We start from the raw sequence: 14,282 nt of genomic DNA, 5'->3' as shown, positions 1-14,282 counted from the left end.
ATGGGCCGGACAGCGACAAGTTGTCCCCGGACAACATCGCCCCCATCGCGGCCTGGCTGGCTTCGGAACAGTCGGCATGGTGCAACGGTCACGTCATTCACGCGCGAGGTCTTGAGGTGTCCCTGTACAGCGACCCACGGCCACTGGTCACCGTACGCGCAGAGGGCGAGGCCTGGGATCTGTCCACGATCGGCAAGCAGGTGGAACAGGCGTTCCGACCGATCAYGGACGCCGCGCCGGCGAATCCCTTCGTCTGACCGGCTGTGACCATCCGACGCAAGGCCTTTATCGCTGGGGCCTACGAGCATCCTGGACGAGAGCTGCCCGACAGGTCCATCGCGCAGATCCATGCGGAGGTGGCTCTCGGGGCACTGGCTGACGCCGGTCTGACGCTGGCCGACGTCGACGGCTACTTCACCGGAGGGGACGCGCCAGGACTGGGCGGCCTTGCCATGGCGGACTACCTCGGTCTCGCGGTGCGCTACATGGACTCCTCCGACATGGGTGGCTCGGTCTACCTCAGTCACGTCGGGCATGCTGCCGCCGCGATCGCCACCGGGAAGTGCAGCGTCGCCCTCATCACCCTTGGCGGCCGACCGCGCACCACGGCGTTGCGCGCACCCGGTCAGCTGATGGGTGCTCCGCCCGAGGCGGCCTTCGAACCTGTCTTCGGTATGAACGTCAGCGCGGTCTACGCGCTTGCCGCGGCGCGCCACATCCACGAGTACGGTACGACCAGCGAGCAGCTGGCCGAGATCAAAGTGGCCGCCTCATTGCATGCGCAGCACAACGAGCGTGCACTGCTACGCAAGGTCGTCACCGTCGAGGACGTCGTGAACAGCCCGATGGTGAGCAGCCCGCTGCACCGGCTCGACTGCTGCGTCGTCACCGACGGGGGCGGCGCCCTCGTTCTCGTCAACGAGGACATCGCGAAGAGCCTGGACCGGCACTGCGTCGCTGTTCTGGGGCATGGGGAGGCCATCGAGCACACGAAGGGCGGCTGGCAGGACGTGACGGTTACCGGAGGAGTCCGTTCCGGTCGCGATGCCTTCGAAGAGGCCGGCGTCAGCCGCAGTAACATCGACTACGTCGGGCTGTACGACTCGTTCACGATCACAGTCCTGCTGGCGCTCGAGGACCTCGGTTTCTGCGACAAGGGCGAAGGCGGCAAGTTTGTGCTCGGCGGAACCCTGCAGGCGCCGTTCGGCAAACTGCCCTTCAATACCGATGGTGGTTCGCTCTRCAATAATCACCCCGCCAACCGAGGCGGCATGACGAAGATGATCGAAGCGGTCCGCCAGTTGCGCGGAGAGGCACATTCCGCCGTGCAGGTGCCTGACTGCGAAATCGCCTTGGCGCACGGTACGGGCGGCTGGCTGTCCACGCGCATGGGCAATGCCACCGTCATTCTCGGCAGGGAGGATGCATGACAACAGGCGCGGAGCTGCCAGCTCCGGTACCGGAAGTGCAGCCGGAGACAGCAGCGTTCTGGGAGGCGACCTCTCGTGGTGTGCTGCTCGTCCAGCRCTGCACGGCCTGCGGCACGTCCGTGTGGTACCCGCGTTTCCTGTGCTCGAACTGYCACAGTAGCGAGCTGAAACAGGTCGAGGCTTCCGGTCGGGCAACGGTGTACAGCTTCACGCTGACGACCCGGGGGATTCTCGAGTACAAGGATTGCGGTCCCTACGTGCTCGCCCTCGTCGAGCTCGAGGAGGGCCCGAAGATGCTCACCAACATCGTGGAGTGCGACCCTGAGACCCTCAGCATCGGGCAGTCCGTACAGGTGGTGTTTCACGACACGGGAGCTGGTTCGGCGTTGCYGCGTTTTCGTCCGGCGGCTTGACGATGGGGCAGCGCTTCCCAGTGGAGGAAGGCCATGTCATGGCCTTCGCCCGTGCGGTTGGAGAACCGATGCCCTCGCCTGGACGGGTCGTTCCTCCCACTTTCACGGCGACCTCGATCCAGCATGATCCCGAGCATATGCGAGGCATGCGTCCCACGGGTGCGCTGGCTGTCGCTCCTGTGGGCGGCGGTAAGCTTCTCCACGCCGAGCAGCATTTCGAGTACTTGCTGCCAGTTCATCTTGGCGATGTTCTCGAGGTGACAGAGGAGTACGGCAGGCGTTGGACCAGGAGCAGCAAGCGTGGAGGCGAGCTGTTGTTCACCGAGCTCGTGAAGGAGTTGCGCAACCAGCACGGCGCGGTTGTCGTGCGGTCGCGGATGGTGCTGGTCGAAACCCCGCCGACGTCAGCGAGCGTTGATGAGCGTCCTGCCTGAGGTCGGCCAGATCCACAGCATGGTCGTGTGCGACGAAGTGACGAGAACGCAGATCGTGCAGTACGCCGGGGTGTCTGGCGATTTCAGCCCGTTGCACACTGACGAACCGGCGGCCAGGTCCGCGGGTAAAGCGTCGATCATGGGGCACGGGATGATGACGATGGCTTTGAGYAGCCGAGTTGTCACCTCGTGGTTTGGTATCGAGTCGCTGCGCACGTTCAGCGCCCGATTCACGGCGCCCGTGTGGCCGGGGGACCGGCTGACCACCACGGCCACCATCGCAGCGGTCGATATTCACGGTTCCTGCGCTCGGGTACAGATCACCCTGAAGACGACCAACGACGATGGCCGGCTGGTGCTRCACGGCGACGCTGCTGTGGCGATTGACTTCGGTTCAAAACCGAAGTAGAAAACAGAAATGGTCACACCATGGGAGCATCCGCACGCCACGGCAGTGCACAACCTCATGCGGGCCTTCACCGAACGCGACCGCCCTACGATCGAGGCGCTCCTGGCGCCTGGCTGTGTGTGGCGGGTCCCGGGACACAATGCGCTCGCCGGTGAGTATGCCGGACGGGCGGAAGTCATGGGCCTGTTCGGCATGATGCGGCGGATCCTGACCCAGCCGGCCACCTTCGAAGTGATTGACATCGCGATGAGTGGCGACCGAGTGATCGTTTTTCAGTAYGGCGTCATCACGATCGGTGATCGCGTCCTGCGCATGAAGGAGCGCCTCATCTACCGTTTCGAAGCGGACTTGATCGCCGAGGTGGACGAGTTCCAGTACGACCAAGCGGCCTTCGATGCCGTCTTCGCCGTCGGCCTGACCGCGGGGAGTGGTCCTACGTGAAGGCCCTGCCACACCGCACCCCCCGTGAGGCCCTTRCACGGGTGCCCAACGGGAGTCACCTGGTGTCGGCTCCTGRCATGGGCGCCCCGACGACGCTGCTCGACGCCTTGAGTGAGGTAGCGCCCGGACGCGACTGGACGCTGTCATCGGGACTGCTCCTCAGCGGTTACCCGTTCGTCGACGCCGTGACAGYGGGGGAGATGACCTATCGCACCTGGCACGTCATGCCTCCGATCCGCGATCTGGTCGCCGAAGGGGTCATCGGCTACGTCCCCRCTCGGGCCTCGCGTCTTGCGGCCCTGCTCGAGCGCTGGCGCGTCGGAGTTGCCCTCGTGCGGGTAAGCCCACCGGACGCTCGAGGTCATTGCTCGCTCGGGCCCTCTGTCAGCTATGGGCTGTCGGCGCTGCATACAGCACAGACCTTGATTGCTGAGGTCGATGCCAGCGTGCCCCGGACTCACGGTGAGTCACGTGTGCATGTGTCGATCTTCGATTCGCTCGTCGAGTCCGTAACGCCGTTGCCGACCTATACCTCCGCGAAGCCGGACGAAATCTCCACGGTGATCRCCAGAAACGTCCTGCAGCTGCTTCCCGGGAACCCCACGCTCCAGATCGGCATCGGCGCCATCCCCGAAACGCTCGTGCGTTCCCTGGCATCGGCTGATCTGGGCAGTGTGCGTTTCGTCGGCATGGCGACAGACGAAATGGTGGACCTCTTCGCGGCAGGGATGCTCAGCGCCGGTGATGTGGTGCCCACCCCCGCCGTGCTGAGCCCCGACATGATGGGCACGCAGAAGCTGCTCCGGTTCAGCGACGACAATCCTGCCATCGGGATGTATCCGTCGTCGGTCTCGYATGACGCCGCCCGGCTGGGAGAGATCGAGCGCTTCGTGTCCATCAACACGGCGGTCGAGGTGGACCTGGCCGGGAACGTCAACAGCGAGACCGTTAATGGTCGCCAGATCTCCGGCGCGGGAGGAAGCCTCGACTATGTGGACACCGCCACGCGGTCGCTCGGCGGCATGCGTATTATTGCCCTCCCATCCGCCTCTTCCGGAGGAAAGGTGTCGCGGATCGCGGCATCGGTTCGGACGGTCACCATCCCGCGCACGATGGTCGACGTGGTCGTGACCGAGTACGGGGTGGCTCGACTGGACGGCCGGACCACGCGCGAGCGGGGAGAGGCCCTCATCGCAATCGCGCACCCCGACCACCGTAGTGCACTCCGAGAGGCGGCCCGCTGGTGACCACCCACGTGCGGCGAGGCCGCTACCTCGACGAGCTTGTGGTCGGCGACGTGTATTCGCATCGTCCGGGACGCACCGTCACCGACACCGACAACGTACTCTTTACGACCCTCACTATGAATACTCAGAGCCTCCACCTGGACGCCGACTATGCTTCGCGCACCGAATTCGGCAGGGTCCTTGTGAACAGCCTCTTCACGATGTCCACCGTCGTCGGTCTGAGCGTCGGTGACCTCACGGAGGGTACGACAGTGGCCAACCTCGGCTTCAGCGAGATCGTCTTTCCGGCCCCGGTATTCATCGGAGACACACTGTTCGCGGAGACCGAGGTCGTCTCTGTCCGGGAGTCGTCCTCTCGTCGGGGGCAGGGTGTCGTCGAGTTCGAGCATCGGGGCCTCAACCAGAGGGGCAAACTCGTCTGCCGCGCCCGTCGCACGGCACTCATGCTGGCGGCGCCCACTGGGTGAGAACCACGGCCAGACGCGTTGACGTATTCGAATCTGAAGAAGATTATGTACGCGAGCGTCACCGAGACGTTGTTGGCCGCTCGCGGCCGAGACAGCAGGACGGGGAGCAGRCATGACGGACGAGACCTACGACTACGTTGTTGTCGGTGGTGGTTCTGCTGGCACCGTCGTCGCCAGTCGCCTTGCGGAAGGGGGCGCACACGTTCTGCTCCTCGAAGCCGGCAAGAACGATCGCCGTCGTCTGGAAATTCTGATCCCCGCTGGCGTCGCGGTTGCCTATGAAAAGCACAACTGGAAGTATCCCGCCGAGCCGGACCCTTCCCGAGGCAATCGCCCAGAGGCATGGATGGCGGGCAAGGTGATGGGCGGAGGCGGCTCGATCAACTCCTGCGTCTACGTCCGCGGCAACCGAGCCGATTACGACGGCTGGGCCGAGCTGGGCTGCAAGGGGTGGGACTACGCGTCCGTGCTGCCGGCCTTCAAGCGTATCGAGACCTGGGAAGGGGGCGAGAATTCCTTCCGCGGTGACAGCGGCCCTGTCTCCGTAATCACGCAATGCAACCGAGGTCAGGCCAACATGGCCTTCATCAAGGCGGCCAAACAGGCCGGGTACCCCGAGACCGCGGACTACAATGGCGAGAAGCAGGACGGTGTAGCTCTGGCTCAGGTCAACCACCGCCGGGGCACCCRCTCCTCGTCCTCGCGAGAGTACATCAAGCGTATCGCTCCGAAGGATCGGCTGACTGTGCGCACRCAGGCTACGGTGGCGCGCGTTCTGCTTGAGGGCAAGATTGCCGTCGGTGTGGAGTACAAGCACAAGGGCGAGGTAAGGCAGGCCCGCGCCCGACAGGAGGTCGTACTCAGCGCTGGCACCATGGCGACGCCGAAGTTACTTATGCTCTCAGGTATCGGACCCTCTGCGCACCTGCGTGAGCACCGCATCGACCTCGTGCGCAACCTCCCCGGCGTCGGCTCGAACCTGCACGAACATGCCTACCTCATGCAGCGTTACCACGCGAAGATCCATACTTTCAACAAGCCGAGGATCGGCGACATACTCGGAGGCCTTAAGGATTACGTTCTGCACGGCACCGGCGTGCTCGCGCTCACGATGGTCCAGGTCCAGGTCATGGCCAAGACAGACCCTTCGCTGCCGGCACCGGACGTGCAGCTGCAGTTCACTCCCATCGCTATCACGCGCAACGTCGACGAAAATGGCATGTTCAACGTTCAGCCTGCCAAGCAGGAGGGCTTTCTCGCCTCTTCGACCTTCACTCACACCCGGTACCGTGGTCGAGTCAGCCTGCGCAGCGCGGACCCGACGGAGCCGCCCCGGATCGAGATGCAGCTCCTCGGGCACCCTGACGATCTTCGTGACACGCTGAGGGGTCTGCGACTGGTTCAAGAGGTGATGGAGCAACCGGCTATGAAGGAGATCACCGCGGGACGCTTCGCTCCTGAGTCGGAGTGCCGGACGGATGCGGACTGGGAGGCGTACGCGCGTGGCAATGTCGTCYCGTCCTACCACCCGGTAGGCAGTTGCAAGATGGGTATTGACGACGACGCTGTGGTCGACCCCGAGCTGCGAGTGCACGGTATTGACAGGCTGYGCGTGATCGACGCCTCAGTCATGCCGAAGGTGACCACAGGCAATACCAACGCGCCATCCATGATGATTGGTGAGCGCGGGGCAGATTTCCTGCTCGGCCGTTCGTGACCCTTACTGCCTGACGCTGGTTCGAGCGATCCCAGTCTCCCGGCACGGCGCCGTGTCGGTACGGTTTCGTCGAGAGTTGTGCCGAGATGTCCGGACTGAGATGTCGCGGCTCGGGCGTGCCAACTGGCGACAGGGTCGTGTGCTGTAGACACCGATCAGTGAGTGACCGGCTGCGAGCCCCAGACCGCGAGCACACAGCCGGCCGACTCGGCCGCGCTTCGGCCGCTTCAGTCATTTCGGTCCGAAGCGCTGGGCTCCATCGATGCGGATGGTCTCGCCGTTGATGTAATCGTTGCCGACGAGGAATGACACCAGGTCCGCGTATTCGTCGGCGCGTCCCATACGCTTGGGGAAGGGAACGGACTTCCCCCAGGTCTCGTGCGCGGCCTCTTCGTCCAGCTGAAAGGCAGGCGTGAAGAAGGTGCCGGGAGCGATGGTCACCACCCGGATCCCCACAGCAGCGAGGTCGCGTGCCGCGACCAGCCCCAGCCCGACAACGCCACCCTTGGCCGCGCTGTAGTCGCTCTGCCCGATCTGGCCTTCGAATGCCGCGATGCTGGCCGTGTTGACGATGAGACCCCGCGCACCGGAGTCGAGCGGCTCGAGCGCCGCCATGGCCGCTGCGGCCTGCCGGAGAAGGTTGAATGTCCCTGACAGGTAGATGCGGATCGTCCGATCGAAAAGCTCCTGCGGTATGGGTGCGCCACTTCTGTCCAGGATGCGCTGCTGGGCAACGGGTCCGGCGTGCGCGCAAACGGAGACGCGCAGTTGCCCAAGCTCCGATGCAGCTGCGATGGCCTGCGCCACGGACTCTTCGTCCGTGACATCGGTTCGTACGAAGACAGCGGCCTCGTCAAGGTCCTGAGCGAGTGCCTTCCCTCGCTCTTCCGCGAGGTCGGCGATCACGACCCGCGCGCCGTCGGCTACCAGCCGACGTACCGTCGCCTCGCCGAGACCGCCGGCTCCCCCGGAAACGAGCGCTGCCTTGCCACGGATCTCCATTGATGTCCTCTCGTCGATGGTGGTCTAGCGGGCCAGCCAGATCGGCGAGCGCTTCTCTGCGAAGGCTCGTGGGCCCTCTTTGGCGTCTTCCGACAGCGCCAGTACCGCGAACTCCCGCTCGGTGAGCGCCCAGAGGCTGTCCTCATCGTGCCGGGCGCCGTCCTCGGCGCCGTAGGCGATCCTCTTGCTGGCCTGGACAGCGAGCGGGGCATTGGCGGCGATCTGCGCCGCTAGGTCCATCGCGGCATCAAGGGCCTTGCCGGCTGGCACTACGCGGTTGATCAGACCCCAGYGCGACGCGTCTGCGGCACTCATCGGTTCACCCGTGAGGAGCAGTTCGAGGGCGACGCGGTGAGGAAGCTGTCGGATCAGGCGGAACGCACCTCCCGCTCCGGCGACCAACCCYCGCTTCACTTCGGGGAGCCCGATCGTCGCCGTCTCGACGGCGACGACGAGGTCGCATGACAGCGCGAGTTCGGTCCCGCCACCGAGTGCGGCGCCGTTGACCGCGGCTATGGTGGGCTTGGACGTGAAGTGGTTGGCGAAACCGGCGATGCTCCAATGCTCCCTGCCGACCGGCAGGATGCGCTCGCCACGCATGATTGCCTTGAGGTCGGCGCCCGCGCTGAAGGCCTGGTCGCCCGCTCCGGTGAGCACGATCACGCGGATGCTCGGATCACTGTCTGCAGCCGCCACCGCGTTTCCCACCAGCAGGCAGACATCGTGGTCGACAGCGTTGCGAGCATCGGGGCGGTTGAGCGTGATTACGACGACATGATCGTGGCTGGAGACCAGCACTTTGCTGGGGTCGCTCACCTCGGGCATCGTGTGCTCCTCACAGCAGTTCGAAGATAGTCGCGTTGGCTTGACCGCCGCCCTCACACATGGTCTGCAAGCCGTAGCGGATGCGGTTGTCGCGCATGTGGTGCAGCAGTGTGGTCGCGATCCGGGCGCCGGACCCGCCGACCGGATGCCCGAGCGCGATCGCGCCTCCGCGGGGGTTCACGATCGCGCTGTCCGCTCCGATCTCGGCCAGCCAGGCCAACGGCACCGAAGCGAAAGCTTCGTTGACCTCGAAAGCACCGATGTCATCCACCTTGAGGTGCGCACGCTTCAGCGCCTTGCGGGTGGCCGGGATCGGCCCCGTCAACATGATGATCGGATCGTCACCGATCACGACTGACGTGTGAACGCGCGCCAGTGGTTCCCAGCCGTGGTGGCGAGCGATCTCGCTGGTGGTCACGAGCAGGGCGGCCGCACCGTCGGTGATCTGGGAAGCGTTGCCTGCTGTGACCGCGCCGTCATCCTTGAACGCCGTCTTGAGCGCTGCCAGGCTCTCAAGCGTTCCACCGCGGCGGATGCCCTCATCCCGCTCCAGACCATCTACCACCACGACCTCCCTGTCGAACGCCCCGGAATCCAGGGCAGCGGCGGCCCGGGCGTGGGACTCAAGCGCGTATCGGTCGAGGTCATTGCGACTGAATCCCCATCGCTCGGCGATGATCTCCGCTCCGAGGCCCTGATGCGGGGTGGTGCCGAAGCGTTTCTGCCAGCCCGCACCGCCGTACGGATCTCCTCCGACGGTGAACGCCAGACCCATGGGGATGCGCGACATGGACTCCACACCACCGGCAACGGCCACGTCGTAGTGGCCGGCGATCACCCCAGCGGCGGCAAAGCTGAGCGCTTGTTGCGAGCTCCCGCAGGCGCGGTCGACCGTCACGCCGGGCACGTGCTCGGGCCAACCTGCCGACAGCGCGGCTGTGCGGGCGATGTCTCCGGTTTGCTCGCCGACCTGCCCGACGCACCCCCAGACCACGTCATCGACGAGGGCGGGGTCTAGATCGGTGCGCCTGGCGAGTTCGCGCAGCACTGCAGCGCTGAGGTCTGCCGGATGCACATCGGCCAGTCCGCCTCCGCGCTTACCCAGCGGCGTACGGACAGCTTCGACGACGACGGCGTCTCGCATACGGCTCCTTGCGGCGTGGGCCTTCGACTGTGGGCTTGTACTGGAGACAAATCTAAACCATAGTTGAATCGAAGTTGCAAGATCTGCGGATGACCGAAAGGGGCGAGGTGATGGGCGAAGATCTCGGGGCCGTCGTCGCCGCAGGCCCTGTCGGCATCCACGCTGGGGACGCCCTCCTGTTCCGGTGGGGTGCGCCGGTCGAACTTGACTTCGTCGACCACCCGCTCACCCCCTCCGGCCTGCTGGCGACGTTCTTGTGCGCAGCGGTGATCGGAGTGATGGCGGTGGCATTCGTGACCGCGCTGGCACAACAGGTTCTTCATCCTCGGGCCGTGGGCCAAAGCTGGGAGTCTGCCGCGGTGTTCACCGTCGTCGCACGGCGCTGGGAGCCCTGGGAACCGGCGAGGTGCCGATGGGACAGATGCCGGGGCTTGCTGATGATCTGGACGGCGCGCTCGGCCTGCTCGTGTCGGCCGGACTCGGACCGGCCGGCACCACCGCACCGCGCTGGCGGTGCCGGCCGACCAGGCCCACCCGAATAACCACACCGATCAAAAATAACCATTCCAGCCGCCGCACCAGTCATTGGACTAACTCGGATTACATACCAATGAACGTATCGGGATAACGCCATCATCCTCACGGAGAAGGACTGTCATGACAACACAGGTACAAGAGCAGACCGCGAAGGGACCTGTACTGATCGAGGTCCGCTGCCCCGCGGACGGACGGCTTGTCGCATCGGTCCCGGACGAGGGTCCGGAAGGCGTCGCCGTGGCCGCAAAGAGATTACGAGAGGCGCAGCCGGCGTGGGAGGACCTGGGCCCTGATGGCCGCGCCAAGTACATGTTTCGCTTCCTCGACTGGATCCTCGACAACGAGAAGCACCTCGTCGGCCTCATGCAGGAGGAGACCGGCAAGTCCTGGGGCGACGCGGGTCTCGAGGTCGCTATGGCRGTGGACCTCATCAATTACTATGGCAAGCATGCCAAGAAATTTCTCGCCGACCGTAAGGTAAAATCCTGGGGTGCTGTCGGTATGACGAAGAATTTAAGGGTCTTCGCCCGTCCGTACCAGCTCGTCGGAATGCTCACCCCCTGGAACGGGCCCCTGGGCGGCCCCATGCTCGACGGTGTACCCGCGCTCATGGCCGGTTGCGCGGTCCTGTTCAAGCCATCGGAGTTCACGCCTCTGACCTGGGCGGAAGCAACCCGTGGTTGGCTTGAGGAGGTGAACGCCCCCCCAGTCCTCGCGAGCATCACAGGTGGGCCTGAGACCGGAGCGGCGGTCGTGGAGGCAGTCGACATGGTCGCCTTCACCGGCTCCACCAGGACCGGCCGCAAGATCGCGGCAAGGGCTGGGGACCGTCTCATACCCTGCAGCCTCGAGCTCGGCGGCAAGGATGCGATGATCGTGCTCTCCGACGCCGACCTTGAACGTGCCACCAGCGCGGCCRCTTGGGGCGCGATGTGGAACTCCGGTCAGATCTGTATCTCGGTCGAGCGCTGCTACGTCGAAGAGCCCGTGTACGACGTGTTCGTCGAAAAGGTGACACAGAAAGTCAAGGAGCTGCGTCAGGGCATGGACCCCGATGGTAGCTATCAGACCGATATCGGCTCGATGGAGAATGCCAACCAGTTGGCCATCGTTGAGAGCCATGTCGCTGAYGCCGTGCGCAAGGGAGCCAAAGTGCTCACGGGTGGCAAGCGTGCGGTTACCGGTTTGTTCTTCGAGCCGACCGTTCTCGTCGACGTCGACCACTCGATGCAGTGCATGCGGGACGAGACCTTTGGCCCAACCCTGCCGATCATGAAGGTGGCGAACGAAAAAGAGGCCATCCAGCTCGCGAATGACTCGCCTTACGGGCTGTCATCGAGCGTCTGGAGCAAGGACCGCAAGCACGCCGACCGCGTTGCGCGACAGATCGAGGCTGGCGCCGTCAATATCAACAATGTCATGATCAGTACGTTTCAGCTGCCTCTGCCTATGAGCGGTTGGAAAACCTCCGGTGTCGGAACACGTTCGGGTGGAGCTACTGGCATCCTCAAGTACTGCCGCCAACAATCCGTGGTCTCCGAGAAAATCCATCTGAAGTCGGAGCCGCACTGGTATCCCTATAGGCAGAAGAGTAGCGAGCTGCAGGCCAGGATGGTTCGCCTGCTCGGAGCCCACGACTGGCAGCGGCGACTAGGACGCACACCGAAGCGATGAGTCTTCTCAATAAGTGACTTGAAGTGCCAGTAGTATAGCGGTATGTGACAGTGGGCTCGTGGATGCCTCTGCGCTCACCTTCGCTGGCTAGCGTGACCGTGCAGTACGGTTCAGGACGGATTCCAAACCGTCGGTGGTTTTCTCCTCGGCAAAATGCTGCATCAAAGGCGGTTTCAGACGTGAATGCGTTGACTCAGAGAGTGTGTGCGTGGAGTGGCTTTCTGTTCGCCCTGCTGTTCTTTCTCGGATTTGGCGTCATAGCCAGATACATCCCACCACCGCTCCCGTCGAACGGCCCCGAGGCCGTCGCGACCATGTATCGTGATCATGCTAACCGCATCCGCTCAGGCATGATTCTAAGCATGTTCGGTCTCTGTTTCTGGGTACCCTTTGTTGCGGCTATYTCCGTTCAGCTCAAGCGGATCGAAGGTAGCCATACGCCGCTTACCTACGCGCAGCTTGGACTGGGTGCGACACTTCCTGTCGCGTTCTTTCCCCCGCTGTACTACTTCCTCTCTGCATCCTTCCGCCCTGAGCGCTCGCCCGAGTCGATCCAGATGCTCAATGACATGGGTTGGCTGCCGTTCACCGGGATCATCTATGCAATCTTCGTCCAGAATCTAGTCATCGGTATCGCTGTGCTCCGTGACAAGCGAGCTGAGCCGATCTTCCCCCGGTGGTATGGCTACTTCAACATCTGGTGCGCGCTGTTGTACTGCCCGGCAAGCCTGGACGTCTTCGCCAAAACCGGCCCGATCGCCTGGAACGGGTTGCTCACCTGGTGGCTTTCGCTGGTGGCTTTCTTCCTGTGGCTGGTCGTTACGATCGTGGTGATATTGAAGGCAATAACCAGCCAGCAGAAGGAGCATGCCTCACGGCGCACGGCCGACTTCGATCTTGAGCGGGCTGGTGCGTCGCCAAGTTTAATCATCTCCGCGGAGACGGTGGCTCTCAAGGACCAGGTACAGGTGCTCGCCGCTGAGCTCGCGGAGCTCCGTGAAAGCCTGTCGTCCCGGTACCCGTGAGCGGGGTCAACCATCCGGATGTGTGGGTGTTCAGCCGGCTGAGCCGGTGCCCCGATCATCCGACACGTCGAGACCACCATCGAGATCATCGACGAGTTCGCCGCCCGCGGATTCGACAGATCCGACCGGCTGATCTCGACGTTGGCGAACATCGCCGAGGCCAGCCGGRCACCGGCGAGCCCGACCAGCGTCAGCCGGCACTGCTCGATCTCGAGCCGTTCCAGCCGCCGGCCCGCCGCGTCGACCCCGTCGAACAGCCGGCCCTGGTAGTCGGCCCTGGTAGGCAGTGTCATCCTCCAGGGAGGAGATCGGGGCGARCTGGGCCGGGAACCTCGGCGCCCGCGGCCCCGGCCTGGCGACTCCCAGAGATCGCATAGGCACTTGAGCAGTTTAGACGAGTAAGTCCGAAGTCTGGGCTCGCGGTGACCGGGCATAGGGAGAGAGCTTCAAGGCCCTGCTCGACCACCACAGCGAGGCCCGATGGCTGCGCCACGCCCGGGCGCATCTGGTCGGGGGCCCCTGCCTGCCCGGCCGGCCCGGCTACAACAAGCGGCTGACGTCGGCGTTGCCGCTGGTCAAGACCTCGGCGCCTGGGGAGGGCCCCAGTCATCGGCGTCGTCGGTGAAATCGGCATGGGGCTCGAAGCCGAGGCTCCGGACGTATCCCACGGCGCCGAAGACAATGTCCGCGGAGAGTTCGATCGGCACGTCTTGCCATCCAGCGAGGTAGGCAGCGAAGTACGTGGGCAGGACTGGGATAACTCGACGTCGGTCCTGATATCAGGGCCGACATTCACCAGGTACCCGCACGCCGACACTCTGTTCCAGCGATGCTTGCGGGCGACCAGCACGCTAACGAGCAAACCAGCGTCAACGTCGTCGACCACCACGCACGCCAGTGGGCAGGAACAACGAGCAGAGGGCACGGTGGCGGGGCAGCCCATTCTCCTCGGCGGCAAGACGCTCCGCGGATCACGCGGTTGCGCGGCCGATRCATGGCACCTGCTCGCCACCCTCGACCACGACCGGGGTCCCGTGTTCGGCCAGGACGACGTGGAAGCCAAGACCAACGAGATACCCCAGCTCCTCGTCCTGCGCGTTCGGCGAGGGTGACGTCGTGGACCTTGTCATGATCTGCTGAACAGCAACTTACCAGAACGCTGCAGGCCGTCCGGCGGATTCTCCCGCATGCCGTTCCTTTGGCCATGCTTGACTCTAATTCGAATTAGGTATAGGAAAAGTAGAGGCAAAAAGTCTACTGCCAGAAGCGGCGCGGTACGGCCAACGAACGCCAACGCCGCAGGGTGCGGTCCAGTGGAACCTCGAGGGGAGCTGTCCGCATGACGAACCTTCCCGATGCCGTCGAGGCGATTCGTGCGTTCACCGCCGAACCGGCCCCCCTCTGTGTCAGTCTCGGGTGAGACATCCGCTGGGTGCGGGTTGGCTACAGAGGGCGTGATCGGAGATCCTCGTGTTCGTGGAGTCAGAGTCCCAGGAGCGTCCTGGCCGGTCCTCACC

At 64.2% G+C, this 14,282-nt stretch carries 14 protein-coding genes and 1 pseudogene; 12 read left to right on the top strand and 3 right to left on the bottom strand.

Going from position 1 to position 14,282, the window contains the following annotated elements:
• The 9 genes and pseudogenes from BL254_RS23940 to BL254_RS23900 form a co-directional block, all read left to right on the top strand.
• Window positions 1–257, top strand: a pseudogene (locus BL254_RS23940) (short-chain dehydrogenase); the annotation flags it as partial.
• A 6-nt stretch (window positions 258–263) separates the two neighbouring features.
• Entirely contained in the window at window positions 264–1,430 is a 1,167-nt protein-coding gene (locus BL254_RS23935; RefSeq protein ID WP_076845265.1) for a thiolase domain-containing protein, read from the top strand.
• Entirely contained in the window at window positions 1,427–1,843 is a 417-nt protein-coding gene (locus tag BL254_RS23930; RefSeq protein ID WP_076845263.1) for a Zn-ribbon domain-containing OB-fold protein, read from the top strand. The genes BL254_RS23935 and BL254_RS23930 overlap by 4 nt, the downstream gene beginning before the upstream one ends.
• A gap of 2 nt (window positions 1,844–1,845) precedes the next feature.
• Entirely contained in the window at window positions 1,846–2,277 is a 432-nt protein-coding gene (locus BL254_RS23925; protein WP_047224984.1) for a MaoC family dehydratase N-terminal domain-containing protein, read from the top strand.
• Complete coding sequence (locus BL254_RS23920; RefSeq protein WP_047224985.1) at window positions 2,261–2,686, top strand: MaoC/PaaZ C-terminal domain-containing protein; 426 nt, start codon at window positions 2,261–2,263, stop codon at window positions 2,684–2,686. The genes BL254_RS23925 and BL254_RS23920 overlap by 17 nt, the downstream gene beginning before the upstream one ends.
• 9 nt (window positions 2,687–2,695) lie before the next feature.
• Window positions 2,696–3,127, top strand: a complete 432-nt coding sequence (locus BL254_RS23915) for a nuclear transport factor 2 family protein (protein ID WP_047224986.1) — start codon at window positions 2,696–2,698, stop codon at window positions 3,125–3,127.
• Between the two features lie 77 nt (window positions 3,128–3,204).
• Window positions 3,205–4,374, top strand: a complete 1,170-nt coding sequence (locus BL254_RS23910; RefSeq protein WP_076845260.1) for an acetyl-CoA hydrolase/transferase family protein — start codon at window positions 3,205–3,207, stop codon at window positions 4,372–4,374.
• Window positions 4,371–4,841 (top strand): MaoC family dehydratase, encoded by a 471-nt coding sequence (locus tag BL254_RS23905; protein WP_047224987.1) that lies wholly within the window; start codon window positions 4,371–4,373, stop codon window positions 4,839–4,841. Before BL254_RS23910 ends, BL254_RS23905 begins: the two co-directional genes overlap by 4 nt.
• A 112-nt stretch (window positions 4,842–4,953) precedes the next feature.
• The gene (locus BL254_RS23900) at window positions 4,954–6,558 is read left to right on the top strand and encodes a GMC family oxidoreductase (protein WP_076845258.1); all 1,605 of its coding nucleotides are present in this window, start codon (window positions 4,954–4,956) and stop codon (window positions 6,556–6,558) included.
• Window positions 6,559–6,789: 231 nt separating this feature from the next.
• Here the strand turns inward: BL254_RS23900 and BL254_RS23895 are convergent, their stop codons facing one another.
• From BL254_RS23895 to BL254_RS23885, 3 genes are read right to left on the bottom strand one after another with little or no spacing between them, the layout of a single operon-like run.
• Window positions 6,790–7,560: an SDR family NAD(P)-dependent oxidoreductase gene (locus BL254_RS23895; protein WP_076845256.1), complete on the bottom strand. Its 771-nt coding sequence runs from the start codon at window positions 7,558–7,560 to the stop codon at window positions 6,790–6,792.
• 24 nt (window positions 7,561–7,584) lie between these two features.
• Window positions 7,585–8,385, bottom strand: coding sequence for a crotonase/enoyl-CoA hydratase family protein (locus BL254_RS23890; protein WP_076845254.1), 801 nt, complete (start codon window positions 8,383–8,385; stop codon window positions 7,585–7,587).
• Between the two features lie 10 nt (window positions 8,386–8,395).
• Complete coding sequence (locus BL254_RS23885; RefSeq protein WP_047224991.1) at window positions 8,396–9,529, bottom strand: acetyl-CoA C-acyltransferase; 1,134 nt, start codon at window positions 9,527–9,529, stop codon at window positions 8,396–8,398.
• Between the two features lie 657 nt (window positions 9,530–10,186).
• Here BL254_RS23885 and BL254_RS23875 point away from each other — a divergent pair.
• The 3 genes from BL254_RS23875 to BL254_RS27495 all read left to right on the top strand — a co-directional run bounded on the left by BL254_RS23875 (window position 10,187) and on the right by BL254_RS27495 (window position 13,877).
• Window positions 10,187–11,740: an aldehyde dehydrogenase family protein gene (locus BL254_RS23875; protein WP_076845252.1), complete on the top strand. Its 1,554-nt coding sequence runs from the start codon at window positions 10,187–10,189 to the stop codon at window positions 11,738–11,740.
• Window positions 11,741–11,919: 179 nt separating this feature from the next.
• The gene (locus BL254_RS23870; RefSeq protein ID WP_139342480.1) at window positions 11,920–12,765 is read left to right on the top strand and encodes a hypothetical protein; all 846 of its coding nucleotides are present in this window, start codon (window positions 11,920–11,922) and stop codon (window positions 12,763–12,765) included.
• Between the two features lie 926 nt (window positions 12,766–13,691).
• On the top strand, window positions 13,692–13,877 hold the full coding sequence (locus BL254_RS27495) for a hypothetical protein (RefSeq protein WP_076845250.1): 186 nt from the start codon (window positions 13,692–13,694) through the stop codon (window positions 13,875–13,877).
• The last annotated feature ends 405 nt before the right edge of the window (window positions 13,878–14,282 follow it).

Source organism: Protofrankia sp. BMG5.30 (assembly GCF_001983005.1).
GTDB classification, from domain to species: domain Bacteria; phylum Actinomycetota; class Actinomycetes; order Frankiales; family Frankiaceae; genus Protofrankia; species Protofrankia coriariae.
The sequence above is the reverse complement of the archived record's forward strand: the minus strand, read 5'-3'. Positions and strand labels throughout refer to the sequence as shown.